The sequence below is a fragment of the Hyalangium versicolor genome (assembly GCF_020103695.1).
In the GTDB taxonomy this organism is placed as follows: domain Bacteria; phylum Myxococcota; class Myxococcia; order Myxococcales; family Myxococcaceae; genus Hyalangium; species Hyalangium versicolor.
In genome coordinates, this window is the sequence record NZ_JAHXBF010000001.1 from 931757 (window position 1) to 950109 (window position 18353).

Here is an 18353-nt window from a genome sequence, read left to right on the forward strand (position 1 = left end):
TGAGCCTCCCGGCACAATGGCGCCATGTCCGAGACACGGCAGCGCCTCCTCAGAACCACGCTCATCCTCGCAGGCCTGGGGGCCACGCTGGGCTCCGCGCTCGATGGCATCCACTCGCACTTCGGAGCGTTGAGCTACACCAGCCCGTTCTTCGCTCAGGCCGCCTGGTGGGTCCCGCTGCTCTTTTCCGGAGCCTACGCAGGAGGCGTCGCGCGGCCGTGGCTCGGGCGAGATCCGGCTCCCATCCCCGCATGGAAGGCCGCTCTGGCCATGGGGCTCTTCATCGCGGCTTATTGGCTCACGGTCGCTCCCGGTTCCTGGATCGTCCGCTCCGCCATCCTCACTGGCATCTTCGGGATCAGTTGGTGGATCTGTGATCGGACGGGAATCGGAATCGCTCTCGCGGTCATGACCGCCATCGTCGGGCCTTTTGTCGAGATCGTCCTCGTCCACGCGGGCACCTTCGTTCATCACGAGGTGCTCTTCCTCGGTATCCCAGGCTGGCTCCCATTCCTCTACCTCACCGCCGCTGTGGGACTTGGCAGCCTCGGCCGATGGCTCGCTCAGCAAGGAGGCGAGCCCTCCTTGAGCACTGCCCGAGAGGGATGAGTCGCTGGACAGCGAGCCGGTTGCTCGCGTCCTCGCTGCCAGATTGTCCGCTCTCGAAGCGGCTCATCCCACGAATGACACGACAGCGCGGTGTCTCTGCCGCGCGCGGTTGCGGGACGCAGCACAAGGCTGCGTAACTGCACGGCATTTCAGAAGGGCTCCTGGAGGCTCGGTGTCAGTTCAGCGTTCGCGACGCTGGCCCACGCTTTGAAGTGTGAGTCAGCGCGTGCGTTGGGCACGCCTTCAGGAGACACCCCATGTTCAGCTCTGAGATCAAGAACGACAGCAACCCCTTCTTCATCATGTGCTCTGTCATCGCCGTCTACGTCATCGGCAGCGCGGCCCTGATCATCGACTTCATCCATCCATGAGCCGCTCCCATTGCGCGGAAGAGACGACGCGCCGCTGCGGTGTGTGAGTCCCCGGCGGCGCGTCGAAACGGCGGAGCTTCGTTCCGCTATCCTCAGAGGTTGAGTCGCGTTCTTCACTCCTGGCGCAGCAGGCTCGAAACGCCGCGCGCCGGATCGCCCGCCTCCGAGAAGTGACGTCCCAGCTCCGAACAGCCCCGCACTGCCTCCATTCGGAGGGCAGGGGAGCAGTTCCCGCATATAAGGATGCGGGACCGCTCCCCGTACCCCCGGCTCGGACTCCTCAGAGGGCGCTTGCGAAGTGTCCGTTTCTGGGACGACACTTCGCGCAATCGGGCAGCGCCCGCGCGGCACGGAGCGCAATCTCCAGGAATTCCAAAGGGTTGGAACTCACTCCCGCGCTGGCACGGCCTTCGCTCAGGTCTCCTGCCGTGGACATCCCTCGGACTCGCAAACCCAACCGCAAGCCCCTCATCTACGGATCCATCGGAGTGCTCGCGCTCGTGGGCGTGACGCTGGGCCTCTCCCAGCTTCGTGCCGCCGCCCCCACCGTGGAGCGAGGCAGCGTCTGGATGGATACGGTGAAGCGCGGCCCCATGCTCCGCCAGGTGAAGGGCGCCGGCACGCTCGTTCCCGAATACATCCGCTGGCTCACCGCTGACACGGCCGGCCGCGTCGAGCGCATCCACGTGCGCCCCGGTGCACCCGTGCAGCCAGACACGCTCCTGCTCGAGCTCTCCAATCCGGACGTGCAGCTGCAGGCGCTCGAGGCCGATCGCCAGCTGGCCAGCGCCGAGGCCGAGCTCATCGCCCTGCGCACCGAGCTGGAGACGCAGCGGATCTCCCAGGAGGCCGCCATCGCCACCCTGGATGCCGAGTCCGCCAACGCCGGCCGCCAGGCCCAGGCCACCGTGGCGCTGCTGGACCGCGCCTACGTGCCCACGCTGGAGGCCCAGCAGTCCAAGGAGCGCGCCGGGGAGCTGAGCGTGCGCCTGGAGCTGGAGCGCAAGCGCTTGGCCGTGATCCAGGCCAGCACGCGCGAGCAGCTCGCGGCGCAGCAGGGACAGATCGAGCGATTGAAAGCGGTCGCCCGGTTCCGGCGTACACAGGTGGAGTCGATGCAGGTGAAGGCGGGCGAGGCAGGCGTGCTGACGGAGCTGCCGCTGGAGCTGGGGCAGTGGGTGACGCCGGGAACGGTGCTGGCCAAGGTGGTGAAGCCCGAGCGGCTGAAGGCGGAGCTGCGCATCGCCGAGACGCAGGCGCGAGACATCCAGGTGGGGCAGAAGGCGCAGGTCGACACGCGCAACGGGGTGGTGGAGGGCACGGTGGCTCGAGTGGCTCCGGCGGCCAGCCAGGGCACGGTGCGCGTGGAGGTGACGCTGCCGGACACGCTGCCCAAGGGCGCGCGGCCGGATCTCACGGTGGAGGGGACGGTGGAGCTGGAGCGGTTGGGGGATGTGCTGTCCGTGGGGCGGCCCGCGGGCGCGCAGCCGAACTCCACGGTGTCGCTCTTCCGGGTGATGCCGGGCAGCGACGAGGCCGTGCGCGTTCCGGTGCAGCTTGGCCGGGGCTCGGTGAATGCCATTGAAGTGGTGCAGGGACTTACCGAGGGAGATCAGGTGGTCCTCTCGGACATGACCGCGTGGGACGCGGTGGATCGAGTGAGAGTGCGATGAACACGACGGTTCCGGAGAGCGCGAAGGCCGACAGCGTGGCGGTGACGGCGGCCAGTGCGGCGGAGGTGGTGCCCCAGAAGGCGCTCATCCAGTTGGAGGGAGTCACCAAGGTCTTCGAGACCGAGGAGGTGGAGACGCACGCCCTCGCGGACGTGCACCTCACGGTGCGGCCGGGCGAGTGGCTGTCCATCGTCGGCCCCTCCGGCTCTGGGAAGACGACGTTGCTGGCGGTGCTGGGGCTGCTGGACACGGCCAGCAAGGGCACCTACCTGCTGGACGGCAAGTCGGTGCTGGATCTGTCTCCCACGGAGCGCGCGCTGGTGCGCAACCGGCACATTGGCTTCATCTTCCAGAGCTTCAACCTGATTGGCGACCTGTCCGTCTTCGAGAACGTGGAGCTGCCGCTCACGTACCGGGGCATGCCGGCCGACGAGCGCAAGGCGCGGGTGGAGAAGGCGCTGGAGCGCGTGGGCATGAGCCATCGGGCGCGGCACATGCCGGGGCAGCTCTCGGGCGGTCAGCAGCAGCGCGTGGCGGTGGCCCGCGCGGTGGCTGGAGATCCGCTCATCCTCCTGGCGGACGAGCCCACCGGTAACCTGGACTCGAAGAACGGCGAGTCGGTGATGCAGTTGCTGTCCGAGCTGCACCAGGGTGGTGCCACGCTGATCATGGTGACGCACGATCCGGCCCAGGCGCGGCTGGGCACTCGCACGGTGAGCTTGTTCGACGGGCGTGTCGTGCAGGACGAGCGCTTGCGCTGAGTCTCGGCTCCCTCGACAGGGGGCGGAGGGGATGGCTTCGGGCGAGCACCCAGGCCTCATTCGAGGAGCCTTATGGATCACCTATTCCAGGATGCGCGGTACGCGCTGCGCTTGCTTCGCAAGACTCCGGGCTTCGCGCTGGCGGCGGTGCTGGCACTGGCGCTCGGTATCGGCGCGAACAGCGCCGTGTTCAGCGTGGTGAACGGCGTGCTGCTGCGGCCGCTGCCCTTCTCCGAGCCGGAGCGGCTCGTGCGCATCTTCGGCAACCTGCCCTCGATCGGGCTGGAGCGCATTCCGGCCTCCGCGCTGGAGTATCGGGACTTCCAGGAGCGGCCGCGGGCGCTGTCCTCCGTGGCGGCTTATGTGGATAACGACGTGACGCTTACGGGGCAGGACATGCCCGAGCGTCTGCGCGCCATCCTGGCCTCTCCGTCATTGCTGCCCACGCTCGGCGTGTCCCCGATGATGGGACGCGGCTTCAACCCGGAGGAGGAGACGCCGGGCCGGGATCAGGTGGTCATCCTCACGCATCGGTTGTGGCGCGGGCGCTTCGGCGCCAACCCAAACATCCTGGGCACGACGCTGAGCCTGGATGGACGGCCCTTCACGGTGGTGGGAGTGCTGCCCGACGGCTTCGAGTATCCCCAGCAGACGGATCTCTACATCCCCTTTGCGCCCACGCCGGAGCTGCTCGTGCCCACGGCCCGTGGCCAGCGCTTCCTGGATGTGGTGGGCCGCTTGAAGCCCGGGGTGACGGTGGACGCTGCCCGGCGGGACCTGGAGCGCGTGACGGCGGAGGTGCTGGCGGCAAACCCCGGTGGGTACGGCACGAAGGCCGGGTGGGCGGTTTCCGTGGTGTCCATGGAGGAGCAGACGGTGGGTGGGGTGCGCTCCACGCTGTGGCTGCTGCTGGGCGCGGTGGGCTTCGTGCTGCTCATCGCGTGCACCAACGTGGCGAACCTGCTGCTGGCCCGAGCCGCGGCTCGCACCCGGGAGATCTCAATCCGCGCGGCGTTGGGGGCTGGGCGAGGGCGGTTGATGACGCAGTTCCTGACGGAGAGCCTGGTGCTCTCGCTTACGGGTGGGGTGCTCGGGCTGCTGATGGCGATGTGGGGCGTGGATGTGCTGCTGGCCATGATCGGTGATGGGCTGCCGAGGGTCTCCGAGATCCGGTTGGACGGCGGGGTGGTCCTGTTCACCGCGGGCATCTCGGTGCTGACGGGGGTGCTCTTCGGCCTGGTCCCCGCGCTCCAGGCGAGCCGCGCGGATCTGCACGGTGCCATGCGCGAGGGAGACCGGGGGACGGCGGGGCACGGCTCAGGGCGGGTGCGCGCCGTGTTGGTGGTGTCCCAAGTGGCGCTGGCGCTGGTGCTGCTGGTGGGCGCGGGCCTGTTCCTGCGCAGCTTCGTGGAACTGCAGAAGGTGGATGCGGGCTTCGATCCCCAGGGCGTCCTCACCACTCGGCTGTCGCTGCCCCAGGAGCGCTATGGCGAGGCGTCCAAGCGTGCCGCGACACTTCAGGAGATCCTGTCGCGGGCGCAGGCGGTGCCCGGTGTGGAGGCAGCGGGTCTGGCCACGATCCTGCCGCTCACCGCCCACAGTGACTGGACCACCGAGATCGATGGCAAGCCCATGGCTCCGAATGATCCGCCGCCTCCGGCCGTGGAGTACCGGGTCGTGAGCGCGGACTACTACAAGGTCCTCCGCGTGCCGCTGATCCAGGGGCGGACGCTCGCGGACTCGGACAGCTTCGATGCGCCTCGCGCGGTGGTCATCAACGAGACGGCGGCACGGATCCTCTTCCCCGGCGAGGCCGCGCTCGGCCAGCGCATCCGGCCCCAGAGCAGCGCGAAGGAGCAGCCGTGGGCCACGGTGGTGGGCATCGTGAAGGACGTGAGGGAGTGGGGGCTGGACGTGCCCGCGCGGCCCACTGCCTATTACTCGGTGTTGCAGCAGCCGAAGTTGAGCGTGTACCTGGTGGTGCGGACGCACCAGAAGCCGGAGTCGCTGCTGGCCTCGTTGCAGGCGGAACTGCGCACGGTGGACCGCGACCTGCCGCTGTATGACGTGGCACCGATGGAGGCGGTGGTGGATGGCTCGGTGGCCCAGCGCCGTTTCTCGATGGTGCTGCTGGTGTTGTTCGCGGGTGTGGCGGTGGTGCTGGCCTCACTGGGCATCTACGGCGTCATCTCGTACACGGTGACGCAGCGAACGCGGGAGCTGGGAATCCGCATGGCGCTGGGCGCTCGGCAGGTGGATGTGCTGGGATTGGTGGTGGGGCAGGGCATGCGGCTGACGCTGGTGGGAGTGGGCGTGGGCCTGCTGCTGTCGCTGGGGCTGGGCCGACTGTTGAGCGCGCTGCTGTATGGGGTGCAGGCGCATGATCCGTTGACGTTTGCAGGAGTGGGGGCGCTGCTGGCGGGAGTCGCGCTTCTGGCCAGTTGGCTGCCTGCGCGCCGTGCGGCGAAGGTGGACCCCGCACTCACCCTGCGAGCGGAGTGACGAGCATGGACACCTTCCTCCAGGATTTGCGCTACGCCCTGCGTGGGCTGCTGCGAGACCGGAGCTTCACGCTCGTGGCGGTGCTGACGCTGGCGCTGGGGATCGGCGCCAACAGCGCGGTCTTCAGCGTGGTGAATGGGGTGCTGCTGCGCCCGTTGCCTTTCCCCGAGCCGGACCAGCTGGTGCGCATCTATGACAACTTCCATGCGAATGGCCTGAAGCAGATCCCGGTCTCGGTGCTCGAGTACCGCGATTTTCGCGAGCGGGCGAAGACACTGGCCTCGACCGCGATCTTCACGGATACGGACGTGACGCTCACGGGGCAGGACATGCCCGAGCGCCTGCGCGCCGTCAGCGCAACCGCCTCGTTCTTCCCCACGCTGGGCGTGACACCCTTCCTGGGCCGTTCCTTCACCGAAGAGGAGGAGACGCCGGGCCGGGAGCGGGTGGTCGTCCTCTCGCACCGCTTGTGGCGCGGGCGCTTCGGGGCCAATCCCCACATCCTGGGCACGACCCTCACCCTCAACGGACAACCCTTCACCGTGGTGGGGGTGTTGCCCGAGCGCTTCGAGTACCCACAGGACAGGGATCTCTACATCCCGTACGTGCCGCCCGAGAACCTGCTCCTGCCGGACTTCCGAAGCTGGCGCTTCCTGGACGTGGTGGGCCGCCTGAAGCCTGGCGTGACGCCGGATGCCGCTCAGCGGGACATGGACCGCGTGGCGGCGGAGATCCAGCAGTCCTTCCCGGACAAGTACCGGCAGGGCAGCGGGTGGGCCATCTCCGTGATCACCTTGCAAGAGGAGGTGGTGGGAGAGGTCCGCAAGACGCTGTGGGTGCTGCTGGGAGCGGTGAGCTTCGTGCTGCTCATTGCCTGTATCAACGTGGCCAACCTGCTGCTGGTCCGGGCGACGGCGCGCAGCCGGGAGCTCTCCATTCGCGCGGCGCTCGGGGCCGTCCGGCGGCGCTTGGTGCGCCAGTTCTTCACCGAGAGTCTCCTGCTCGCTGTCTCCGGAGGTGTCCTGGGCCTGCTGCTGGCGATGTGGGGCCTGGATGCGCTGCTGGCCCTGACCCGAGACAACCTGCCGCGCGTCGCGGACGTGCACCTGGACGGCGGGGTGATGCTGTTCACCCTGGGGACCTCGGTGCTGACGGGGCTGTTGTTCGGATTGATCCCCGCGCTCCAGGCGAGCCGCGTCGATCTGCAGGGGGCGATGCGCCGAGGGCCGCAAGGCAAGGGAGGGCGGGGTTCGGGCGCCATGCGCGCCTTGCTGGTGGTCTCGCAGGTGGCGTTGGCGCTGGTGCTGCTCGCGGGAGCGGGCCTGTTCCTGCGCAGCTTCATGGCGCTGCGGGCAGTGGATGCCGGCTTCGAGTCCCAGGGCATCCTCACCGCGCGTCTGTCGCTGGCCTCGGATCGGTATCGCGAGCCAGTCCAGCGTGCCGCGATGATGAGCACCTTCCTGGAGCGAGTGCGAGCGGTACCCGGGGTGGAGATGGCGGGGCTGACCTCGGTGTTGCCGCTCAGGGGCCGCGTGTCCTGGGGCTACGAGTTGGAGGGCGAGGAGCCCAGTGCTCCGGGTGTGAAGCACCCGTCGATGGAGTACCGGGCGGTGAGCGCGGACTACCACAAGGCGCTGCGAATCCCGCTGCTGCGGGGAAGGCTGCTCGCGGACTCGGATGCCTTCGGCGCTCCTCTGGCGGTGGTGATCAACGAGACGATGGCCCGGCTTGCCTTCCCAGGGAAGGATCCGCTCGGCCAGCGGATGCGGCTCCGCAGCAACGATCATGACGCGCCGTGGGCCACGGTGGTGGGAATCGTGAAGGACGTGAGGGAGTGGGGGCTGGATGTCCCTGCTCGCGCGACTTCCTATTTCTCCGTGACGCAGCAGGCTCCCACGTCGACGTATCTGGTGGTGAGGACGCAGCAGCGGCCCGAGTCGCTGCTGGCCTCGCTGCAGGCGGAGCTGCGCACGGTGGACCGCGACCTGCCACTGTATAGCGTGACGCCCATGGATGCGGTGGTGGATGACTCGGTGGCCCAGCGCCGCTTCTCGATGGTGCTGTTGATGCTGTTCGCGGGTGTGGCGGTGGTGCTGGCCTCGCTGGGCATCTACGGCGTCATCTCGTACACGGTGACGCAGCGAACGCGGGAGCTGGGGATCCGCATGGCGCTGGGAGCTCGGCAGGTGGATGTTTTGGGGTTGGTGGTGGGGCAGGGGATGCGGCTGACGCTGGTGGGAGTGGCAGTGGGCCTGCTGCTGTCGCTGGGGCTGGGTCGTCTGTTGAGCGCGCTGCTGTATGGAGTGCAGGCGCATGATCCGTTGACGTTTGCAGGAGTGGGGGCGCTGCTGGCGGGAGTCGCGCTTCTGGCCAGTTGGCTGCCTGCGCGCCGTGCGGCGAAGGTGGACCCCGCACTCACCCTGCGAGCGGAGTAAACACCTATGTCCCAACCTCTCATCTCCTTGCGCAACGTCGAGAAGTCCTACCCCATCGCGGGCGGACGGGTCTGGGTGCTGCGCCGCATCCAACTCGACGTGCAGCCCGGCGAGTTCGTCACGCTCATGGGCCCCTCGGGCGCGGGCAAGTCCACGCTGCTGTCCATCCTGGGCATGCTCGATGCCGAGTGGACGGGCGAGTTCCTGCTGGAAGGCCGGGCCGTGCACTCGATGAAGCCCAAGGAGCGGGCGGAGCTGGCCAAGAGCACCATCGGCTTCGTCTTCCAGCAGTACCACCTGCTGGACGGGCTCACTGTCGCGGAGAACCTGGAGGTGCCGCTCTCGTACCGCAACCTCAAGCGCTCCGAGCGCGAGGCACTGGTGGGAGACATGCTGGACCGCTTCCAACTGGTGGGGAAGAAGGACCTGTACCCCAACCAGCTCTCCGGCGGGCAGCAGCAGGTGGTGGGCATCGCTCGGGCCCTGATCGCCAGCCCGAAGATGCTGCTGGCGGACGAGCCCACGGGCAACCTGCACTCGGCGCAGGCCAAGCAGATCATGGAGATGTTCCAGGCCCTCAACCGCACGGGCACCACGGTGGTGCAGGTGACGCACTCCGAGGCGAACGCCGCCTATGGGAGCCGCGTCGTGCAGATGGCCGATGGTTGGATCCAGGAGTCCCGCTGAAATCGCGTTCCCCCACCACGTGGGGCTTCTGGCAGAGTCTTCTTTCCCCAGGAAAACGCCGTGTCCGAAACTGTTCCCCCAGCCCCTGACAGCGCTCCCCGTCCGGATGTCGATGCACGGCCGCGCATCCTCGTCGCCGACGATCAGGTCGACGTGCTTGAGGCGCTGCGCCTGTTGCTGAAGCGGGACGGGTACATGGTGCTCACGGCCCAGTCCCCAGCGGGCGTGCTCGCCACGCTCGAGGCCGAGGACGTGGACGTGCTGCTGATGGACCTCAACTACGCCCGCGATACCACCTCGGGGCGCGAGGGGTTGGATCTGCTCGCCCGCGTGAGGCAGATGGACACGGCGCTCCCGGTGCTGGTGATGACGGCGTGGGGCAGCGTGGAGGGGGCGGTCGAGGCCATGCGCGCGGGCGCTCGGGACTATGTGCAGAAGCCGTGGGACAACACGCGGCTGCTCACGCTGGTGCGCACGCAGCTGGAGCTGAGACGGGCGCTGAAGCGCTCCCGGCGGCTGGAGGAGGAGAACACCCACCTGAAGCGAGGGGGAGAGCGGCCTTCCTTCCTCGCCGAGTCGCGCCCCATGCAGGCGGTGCGGCGCCTGGTGGAGCGCGTGGCACCGTCGGGAGCCAACGTCCTCATCACCGGCGAGCACGGCACGGGCAAGGAAGTGGTGGCGCGCTGGCTCCACGCGGCCTCGGGGCGTCCGGACAGCGCCTTCGTGGCGGTCAACTCGGGCGGACTGTCCGAGGGCGTCTTCGAGAGCGAGCTGTTCGGCCACGTGAAGGGCGCCTTCACGGATGCGAAGACGGATCGCATCGGCTGCTTCGAGCTGGCCGACGGCGGCATCCTCTTCCTGGATGAGATCGGCAACATGCCGCTCACGCAGCAGGCCAAGTTGCTGCGCGTGCTGCAGACGGGCGAGCTGCATCCGGTGGGCTCCTCGAAGGTGCGCCGGGTGTCGGTGCGGGTTGTCTCAGCGACGAACGTGGATCTGGCCAAGGCGGTGGCCGAGGGCCGCTTCCGTGAGGACCTGCTCTACCGGCTGAACACGGTGGAGGTGCAATTGCCGCCGCTGCGAGACAGGCGCGAGGACATCCCGGTGCTGGCCGCGCACTTCCTGGCCGAGCAGGGCCGCCGTTACGGACGTGGGGCGATGCGCTTCTCCCAGGGTGCCTTGGAGGCGCTGATGGCCTACTCGTGGCCGGGCAACGTGCGCGAGCTGGAGCACACGGTGGAGCGCGCGCTGCTCATGGCCAGCGGGGACGAGGTGACGCCGGAGGATCTGCTCCTGCGCCGCGCCAGCCGCGAGGGTCCGTCCCGCCTGGAGGAGATGACGTTGGAGGAGGTGGAGCGCTACCTCATCGAGCGGGCGTTGACCCGGAACGAGGGCAACGTGAGTGACGCGGCGAAGGCGCTCGGGCTGTCGCGCAGCGCGCTGTACCGGAGGATGCAGTACTACGGCATCAAGGGAGCGCGGTGAGCGAGCCTCGGAGATCGCTGCCGTACGATCTCCGCGTCTTCCTGCTGGCGCTGCTGGCGGGGCTGCCGGGCTCTGCCGCCACATTGGGGCTCCTGTGGACGGGGGACCTGAGCGCCAAGGTGCAGTGGACGCTCTCGGTGGTGGTGCTGGCGGTGCACCTGGGGGCGGCGTTCGCGGTGCGCGAGCGCGTCTCCCGGCCGCTGCAGACGGTGGCCAACCTGCTGGCCGCGCTGCGCGAAGGGGACTACTCGGTGCGTGGGCGCGGGGCCCGGCCGGACGATCCCATGGGCGAGGTGCTGATGGAGGTCAACGCCCTGAGCGCCACGCTGCGCGAGCAGCGCCTGGGAGCCCTGGAGGCGGGCGCGCTGCTGACACAGGTGATCGAGGAGATCGACGTCACGGTGTTGACCTTCGACGCGGAGGGGACGCTGCGGTTGGTGAACCGCGCGGGCGAGCGGTTGCTGGGGTTGCCTCGGGCGCACCTGGTGAACAAGGGAGCGGGAACGCTGGGGCTGGCGGAGCTGCTGGAAGGCACCGTGCCTCGCCGGCTCACGCGCACCTTCTCCGTGGAGGGCGGGCCGTACGAGCTGCGCCGGGGCACGTTCAGGCAGGGGGGGCTGCCACATCAGTTGGTGGTGCTGACGGACCTGCGGTTGGCGCTGCGCGAGGAGGAGCGCGAGGCCTGGCAGCGGATCGTCCGGGTGCTGAGCCATGAGATCAACAACTCGCTCACGCCCATCCAGTCCATCGCGGGGGCACTGAAGGACTCGTTGGAGCAGGGGAACCGTCCGCCAGACTGGGAGGAGGACGCGAGGTCCGGGTTGGGGATCATCGAGCGGCGCAGTGAGTCGCTGGCGCGCTTCCTGTCGGCCTACGCGAAGCTGGCGAAGCTGCCTCCGCCCCGGCTGGCGCCGCTGGAGTTGGAGTCCTGGGTGCGGCGGGTGGTGGCGCTGGAGACGCGGCTGCCGGTGGAGGTGCGCCCCGGCCCGGCGCTCACGGTGAGCGGAGACGGAGATCAACTGGAGCAGTTGCTCATCAACCTGGTTCGCAACGCGGTGGACGCGGCGAGGGAGCGGCAGGGGCGCGTCTGGGTGTCGTGGACGCGGCCCTCGGCGGACGCGGTGGAGCTGTGGGTGGAGGACGAGGGGCCAGGGTTGGCGAACACGGCCAACCTGTTCGTGCCCTTCTTCACCACGAAGCCGCAGGGCAGCGGGATTGGCCTCGTGCTGAGCCGGCAGATCGCCGAGGCTCATGGAGGCACCCTGCGCCTGGAGAACCGGACGGAGGGCTCTGGCTGCCGAGCGCGCCTGAGGCTTCCGTTGCAGCTCACAGGATCTCGCGCGGATGTGGCCTCGCTCCGGGTTTGAGAAACAGAAAATTCTCGCCTGAGCTGTATCTGAGAATGAGACGAAACTTTTAAAAAACCGAACGGATGATGAAGGGTAGTTACCTACCTTAGGAGCTTTCTGCGTGGCTTCTCGGATTGATCGCCCGCCTCCGCCTCCCCCGCCTCCCCCTCCACCCAAGCCCGTGGCCCGCAAGGCAGCTCCCGCGAAGGCCCGTTCGGCTCCCCGGAAGCAAGGCGCTGCTGCCTCGCAGCGCACCGGGCACAGCGGTCGGAGCACTTTTGAGGGCGGAAGGACTCGGGCGGCCCAGGCCCGCGGGACTTCCTCCACCCATGCGCGTCAGGCCGTGCGTGCGACGGGACGGCCGGGGACGCAGAGCGCCCGGGCCAGGCAGGACGGAGCGCCCCGGTCCGCGCGGGCCGTTGCGGGAGAGGCTCCGAGGGCTCGCGCCGAGCAGAGATCGGCGGCTCGCACGCAGCAGGGGATACCGCGGGTTCCCCAGCGCATCAGCCAGGCCGCGCAGCGCGTCGCCCAGAGCCGCGTGGGACAGCGGGTCAACGCGGCCGTGGATCGTGTGAAGCAGAAGACCCAGCAGCTGAACGAGAAGCTGGGCTCTCCCGACCAGGCGCGCGAGCATGGACAGGCCCTGAGGGATTTCCAGTCGAATACGAGCGAGCTGGCGACCAACAGCCGGACCGCACTCAACGACATCTCCAAGGCGCTCGAGAGTGGCAAGGCCGCGGATATCACCAAGGCCCTGGCCTCGGCGCGTGAGCTCGTGAATTCCGTCCGTTCGGTGGCGGAAGCAGCGCCGAAGGCGCGAGATGCGGTGAAGGCGGGAGCGCGCACGTTCCAGCGCGTGGCGCCGCGTACCTCGCAGCGGATCTCGGATGCAGCCAGCCGGGTGGGGCAGACGGCGCAGAAGGTGGCGCAGAGCCGGGTGGGGCAGCGGGTGGCGAGCACCGCCAACCAGGTGCGGCAGAACGAGCGGGTGCAGGCTGGGGTCCAGAAAGCCAAGGCGGGCGCGCAGCGGGTGAGAGATGGCGCCAGGGCCGCGACGCGGGCAGCCGACCATGGTGCGGCGCTCTATGACTTTGGCAACAACGCTCACGGGACTGTCACCAACGGCATCACTGCGGGGCGTGACATCGCCAAGGCCTTCGAGACCCACAACGTGGGAGACATCGCCACGGCCGTCACCTCCACGCAGGGGGCGATCGAGTCCGCGAAGGGCCTGGTCGAGGCGGCGCCGAAAGCGCGCGATGCGGTGAAGGCGGGAGCGCGCACGTTCCAGCGCGTGGCGCCGCGCACCTCGCAGCGGATCTCAGATGCAGCCAGCCGGGTGGGGCAGACGGCGCAGAAGGTGGCGCAGAGCCGGGTGGGGCAGCGGGTAGCGAGCGCTGCCAACCAGGTGCGGCAGAACGAGAAGGTGCAGGCTGGGGTTCAGAAGGCCAAGGCGGGCGCGACGACGGTCCGCAAGGCGGCTGGGCACGGAGCCTCTCTCGTCAACTTCGGCTCGAACGCGGTGAACCTGGCCAGCAGCACCAAGTCGACGGTGGGGGACATCCGCCAGGCCATCAAGACTCGCGACGCGGGGGACATTGGCAAGGCGTTGGAGTCCAGCGCGGGGACCTACACCTCCGCGCAGCAGTTGGCCGAGTCCGCGCCGCAGGCGCGTAAGGCGATGGAGGCCGCGGGTCGTGCCTTCCAGCGCAAGGCTCCGGCCACGTCCGCACGGATCACCTCCGCGGCGTCGCGAGTGTCCACGAGCGCCAAGACCACGGCCTCCCGGGTGGCCCAGTCTCGCGTGGGCCAGGCCGTTGGGAAGACGGCGGTCCGCGTGGCGGAGAAGTCGGGGCTCAAGACCGCCGCGAAGGTGGGAGCCAAGGCACTGGGCCGCTTCGCGCCAGGCGCCAACATCGCCATCGCCGCGATGGACACCGCCGCCTTCGTGAAGACCTTGCGTGATCCGAACGCGAGCGTGACCAGCAAGGTGCTGAGCGGCGTCACGGCGCTGGGCTCCCTGGCCGCGGCCACCAACGTCCCGGTGTTGAGCCAGGCCGGTGCGGTGGTCTCCACGCTCTCGAGCCTCGCGAGCAGCGTGAAGCTGCCGAAGATCAACCTACCGAAGATCCACCTGCCGAAGGTGAACCTGCCCAAGGTGAAGTTGCCGAAGGTGAGCCTGCCCAAGGTGAAGCTGCCGAAGATCAGCAAGCCGAAGATCAGCCTGCCCAAGGTGCACCTGCCGAAGGTGAAGCTGCCGAAGATCCACAAGCCGAAGATCAGCTTGCCGAAGATCCACCTGCCCAAAGTGAAGCTGCCGAAGATTCACTTGCCGAAGGTGCACCTGCCGAAGATCAGCCTGCCGAAGATCCATCTGCCGAAGGTGAAGCTGCCGAAGATCAGCTTGCCCAAGGTGAAGTTGCCGAAGATCAGCCTGCCGAAGATCAGCCTGCCGAAGGTGAGCTTGCCGAAGATCAGCCTGCCGAAGGTGAGCTTGCCGAAGGTCAGCCTGCCGAAGGTGCATTTCTCGGGCTGGTAGTGCTGACGGCGGTCCACAGGAGACACAGTGGTGAGCAACGACGATTTGCAGAAGCTGGGCGCCTCACGGAGCGGGGGCGTTACCCCGTCTCTGGGGGGTGATCGACTCCGCCGCATGCTGGGGGAGCAGCTCGCTCAGGCGAGCAAGGCCCCCAGGGGTGAAGTCCTCGAAGCGGTGCCGGAGCTGGGGCCCACAAACTCCGAGGAGGGCCTCGAGGCGGTGCCGGAGCTGGGGCTTGCGGCCTCGGGCGAGCAGGGTGGCGGCCTGGAGCTGCCTCAGGCGGAGGCTCCCTCTCTCGAGGACCTGCACGTGACGGTTCCCGAGTCGCCGCCCATCACCGAGGATGATCTGATCATGCGTTTCCATGAGCTCGTTCGGGAACGCGGGGCTCGGAGGACGCGCGCGCTCGGTGAGCCCATCGCTCTGGGCGATCAAGTGCGGATCGACACCCTGGGTTATGCCGGAGGCGAGCTCATTCCCTTCAGTGTCCGGAATGATCTGGAGATGGAGCTGGCCCCGCAGGTCATGCTCCCCGGCTTGATGGAAGCCCTGGAGGGCACGCCCGTGGGGGAGAGCGTGCAGGTGGAGATCTCCCTGCCTGACGACTATCCCGTCGAGTCGCTCCGGGGCGCCACGGCCCGGTTCCTGGTGGATGTCCATGCGGCGGAGGAGCTGCAGCTGCCCGATCCCGAGAGTGAAGAGTTCCTGCAGCGGTTGGGGCGGGGTGAGACGCTCGACGCGGTGATGGAATCCCTCATGGACGAGCTGGCCGACGAGCGCGCGGATGAGCTGTGGCTGGAGGCGCAGGAGCTCGTGATCGACGAGATCGTCCGTCGCACGGAGATGGAGGTCTCGCCCGAGCTGGTGAACGAAGAGATCTACCGGCGCTGGAACGAGGCCGAGGCCCCGTTGCTGAGGGCGAAGAACTTCTCTCCCGACGAGCTGCAGGATGCGCTCGAGGGGTGGCTGAAGGATCCGTCCACCCGAGTGCAGGCGGAGCGCGACCTACGAGCCTCCGTGGCCTTCCGGGCGATCATCGAGCGAGATGGACTCGAGCTGACGCCGGAGCGACTGGACGAGGTGCTGGAGCTGGCCATCGAGCCATTCGGACTGAGTCTGGCCGAGGCCCACGAGGCGTTGCAGGATCCCGAGGCGGCTCCGCTCATCATGGCCTCTGCTCGACAGGTCATGGCCTTCGAGCACGTCATGGAGCAGGCACGGATCCAGTTCGAGGGAGTCGAGGAGCCAGCCTCCGGAGATCCCGCTCCGGAGATCTGAGTTCCTCGGAAGCTGTCCCTCACCGCGTTCCACGCACCTCCAACTCGTGGAACGCGATCCGGGGCAGGGCAGGGAACACGCTGATCGCCTCCACATCCACCAGGGGCACCGGGAGCTCGCACGTCTCCCACTGACCGGTGCCCTTGAACCGGCACACCGTGGGGTTCACGAAGAACGTGCCCCGCTCCTTGTCATCCAGTCCCAGCCCCGGAGGCATCCGGACGATCGCGCGCAGCGTGCCTGCGCCCTTCGCTCGGACGCGCAGTGAAGTCAGCTGCTTCAGCGGAGGCTCGAACTGGCCGCGCAGCGCGCCATCCGCCTCCCATCGAGGCGTCTGCCCGTTGCCCAGATCCACTCCCGATTTCTCCTTCCCATCGAACGCGTGCTTCCCGGCCTCCGCGCCCGTGATCTGGTCGGGAACCACGGGCGCGTAACCCCAGCCCGGAGCCGTGGCCAGCCCTTGGAGTTCCTGGGCCCGCGCGCCCTGCTGCACCACTCCGGCATTCAGCACAGCCACTGATACGTGCCCCGCTCCGGCGCACTGCGGCGTCAGCGCGTTCATCAGTGGCCAGAGCGCCTCATCGAATTTCCCTCCCGTCGTTGCCGCGGGAACCCACGTCATGCGCACCAGCGCCGCACACGCGGCCGGCGTTCCAGGGCCCGCATTCTCCAGGTTCCACAGCGCCTCGGCCGGTGCTCGCGCATGTCCCGTGGAAGCCTCCACCAGCGTGCGAGTCACACTGCTGACACACGGGTTCATCTCCGCCGGGCATCCCTGGCACAGCGCCTTCAACAACCCCCGCGCCGGAGTCTCCCCCGCCGCCAGCGGAGCCCGGACATCCAGCGCCGCCCCCAGCTCACAGGCCCTCGCAGGCGGAGTCGGACACCCCGCTGTGACCCGCTGAGCCTCCGCCAGCGCCGAGGCATCCTCCGGGGCCCGCACCACCGCCTCCAGCGCTCGCTCGAGCCCACCACAGGCAGCCGGCGCACCGGTGCCCGCCGTCGAGGATTTCTCGCCCGTGGACGGTGCCACCTGCACCTCCATGGCCGGCCTGCGAGGAGTGGGCTCCTCCGCCTCCTTGGGAGCTTTGGAATGGGTGGCCAGGTACAGGCGCCCGAAGACGACCAGCGCCAGGACCATGAGCAGTAGGGTGCGGAGCGGGAAGCGTCGCAATGCAAACTCCTTGATTCTCACCGTGTGCGGGGGTTATCAGCCCCCCGCGAGTTCTACTCAACGGAGGCGTGTGTGGCTGAGACGTTCGACGTGGTGATCATCGGTTCCGGCCCTGGCGGCTACGTGGGCGCCATCCGGGCGGCCCAGCTCGGCCTGAAGACGGCCATCATCGAGAAGGACAAGCGCCTGGGCGGCACCTGCCTCCACCGAGGCTGCATCCCCACCAAGGCCCTGCTCTGGACGGCCGAGCTGTACCACCACATCCACGAGGCTGCTGATTTCGGCATCGACGTGTCCGGCTCCGCCATCAACTGGGCCAACGCCCAGAAGCACAAGGACAAGGTCGTCCTCAAGGGCGCCAACGGCATCGACTTCTTGATGAAGAAGAACAAGGTGTCCGTGTTCAAGGGCCACGGCCGCATTGCCGGCAAGGGCAAGGTCGAGGTCACCGCCGAGGATGGCACCAAGCAGACGCTGGACACGAAGAACATCATCATCGCCACCGGCTCGGTCCCCAAGTCGCTTCCCAACGTCCAGGTGGACCACAAGCGGGTGCTGAACAGTGACTCCATCCTGACGCTCGACCGCATCCCCAAGAGCCTGATCGTCATCGGCGCCGGCGCGGTGGGCTGCGAGTTCGCCTCCGTCTACAACCATGTGGGCAGCCAGGTCTCCATCGTCGAGTACATGCCCAACCTGCTGCCCATCGAGGACATCGACGCCTCGAAGGAGCTGGAGCGCTACTTCAAGAAGCGCAAGATCGATCTGCACACCGGCGCCAAGGTCGAGAAGGTGGAGCACACCGCCACCGGCGTGAAGGTGACGATGAGCGTCGGCTCGGAGACCAAGACGATCGAGGCCGAGCTGCTGCTGTCCGCCGTGGGCCGCGCGCCCGTGACGGAGGACATCGGCCTGAAGCAGACCAACATCCAGGTGGACCGCGGCTTCATCAAGGTGGACTCGATGATGCGCACCTCCGAGGCCAACGTGTACGCCATTGGCGACGTGATCCCCACGGCCATGCTGGCGCACGTGGCCAGCTCCGAGTGCATCCTCGCGGTGGAGCACATCGCCGGGAAGAACCCCCAGCCCATCAACTACGATCTGGTCCCCTCCGCCACCTACTGCTACCCGGAGGTCGCCTCCGTGGGCCTCACCGAGAAGAAGGCCAAGGAGCGCGGCTATGACGTGAAGACGGGCATCTTCCCGTTCAGCGCCATCCACAAGGCCACCATCTCGAACGAGAACATCGGCATGGTGAAGGTCGTCTCCGACAAGAAGTACGACGAGGTCCTCGGCGTGCACCTGGTCGGTCCGCACGCTACCGAGCTCCTCGCCGAGGCCTGCGTGGCCCTCCGCCTGGAGATCACCACCGAGGAGCTCGCGCGCACCATGCACGCTCACCCGACGCTCTCCGAGATCGTCAAGGAGAGCGCCGAGGCGACCCTGGGTCACCCCATCCACATCTGATGCAGAACGCGGCAGGGCTC

The 18353-nt window shown here is 68.2% G+C and carries 12 protein-coding genes; 10 read left to right on the forward strand and 2 right to left on the reverse strand.

The features are described from left to right. The first annotated feature begins 24 nt into the window (after positions 1 to 24). From KY501_RS03350 to KY501_RS03385, 8 genes are all read left to right on the forward strand, one after another. Positions 25 to 609 (forward strand): INSIG family protein, encoded by a 585-nt coding sequence (locus KY501_RS03350; protein WP_224361018.1) that lies wholly within the window; start codon positions 25 to 27, stop codon positions 607 to 609. Between the two features lie 751 nt (positions 610 to 1360). Next, positions 1361 to 2653 (forward strand): HlyD family secretion protein, encoded by a 1293-nt coding sequence (locus KY501_RS03355; protein WP_224361019.1) that lies wholly within the window; start codon positions 1361 to 1363, stop codon positions 2651 to 2653. Then, entirely contained in the window at positions 2650 to 3414 is a 765-nt protein-coding gene (locus KY501_RS03360) for an ABC transporter ATP-binding protein (RefSeq protein WP_224361020.1), read from the forward strand. The genes KY501_RS03355 and KY501_RS03360 overlap by 4 nt, the downstream gene beginning before the upstream one ends. Before the next feature lie 72 nt (positions 3415 to 3486). Then, complete coding sequence (locus KY501_RS03365) at positions 3487 to 5916, forward strand: ABC transporter permease (protein ID WP_224361021.1); 2430 nt, start codon at positions 3487 to 3489, stop codon at positions 5914 to 5916. 5 nt (positions 5917 to 5921) lie between these two features. Then, positions 5922 to 8351, forward strand: a complete 2430-nt coding sequence (locus KY501_RS03370; protein ID WP_224361022.1) for an ABC transporter permease — start codon at positions 5922 to 5924, stop codon at positions 8349 to 8351. A gap of 6 nt (positions 8352 to 8357) precedes the next feature. Then, positions 8358 to 9038, forward strand: coding sequence for an ABC transporter ATP-binding protein (locus tag KY501_RS03375; protein ID WP_224361023.1), 681 nt, complete (start codon positions 8358 to 8360; stop codon positions 9036 to 9038). 60 nt (positions 9039 to 9098) lie between these two features. Further along, positions 9099 to 10523, forward strand: coding sequence for a sigma-54-dependent transcriptional regulator (locus KY501_RS03380; RefSeq protein WP_224361024.1), 1425 nt, complete (start codon positions 9099 to 9101; stop codon positions 10521 to 10523). After that, positions 10520 to 11890: a sensor histidine kinase gene (locus KY501_RS03385; protein ID WP_224361025.1), complete on the forward strand. Its 1371-nt coding sequence runs from the start codon at positions 10520 to 10522 to the stop codon at positions 11888 to 11890. The genes KY501_RS03380 and KY501_RS03385 overlap by 4 nt, the downstream gene beginning before the upstream one ends. Before the next feature lie 2101 nt (positions 11891 to 13991). Here KY501_RS03385 and KY501_RS54190 read toward each other — a convergent pair. Continuing rightward, positions 13992 to 14396, reverse strand: coding sequence for a pentapeptide repeat-containing protein (locus KY501_RS54190; protein ID WP_224361074.1), 405 nt, complete (start codon positions 14394 to 14396; stop codon positions 13992 to 13994). Positions 14397 to 14441: 45 nt separating this feature from the next. Between KY501_RS54190 and KY501_RS53855 the strand changes: the two genes are divergently transcribed. Next, a complete protein-coding gene (locus KY501_RS53855; RefSeq protein WP_224361026.1) occupies positions 14442 to 15689 on the forward strand; it encodes an FKBP-type peptidyl-prolyl cis-trans isomerase in 1248 nt (415 codons plus the stop codon). Positions 15690 to 15708: 19 nt separating this feature from the next. Here the strand turns inward: KY501_RS53855 and KY501_RS03400 are convergent, their stop codons facing one another. Next, positions 15709 to 16863 (reverse strand): hypothetical protein, encoded by a 1155-nt coding sequence (locus KY501_RS03400; RefSeq protein WP_224361076.1) that lies wholly within the window; start codon positions 16861 to 16863, stop codon positions 15709 to 15711. A gap of 72 nt (positions 16864 to 16935) precedes the next feature. Between KY501_RS03400 and lpdA the strand changes: the two genes are divergently transcribed. Further along, positions 16936 to 18333, forward strand: a complete 1398-nt coding sequence (lpdA, locus tag KY501_RS03405; protein ID WP_224361027.1) for a dihydrolipoyl dehydrogenase — start codon at positions 16936 to 16938, stop codon at positions 18331 to 18333. Positions 18334 to 18353: the final 20 nt, after the last annotated feature.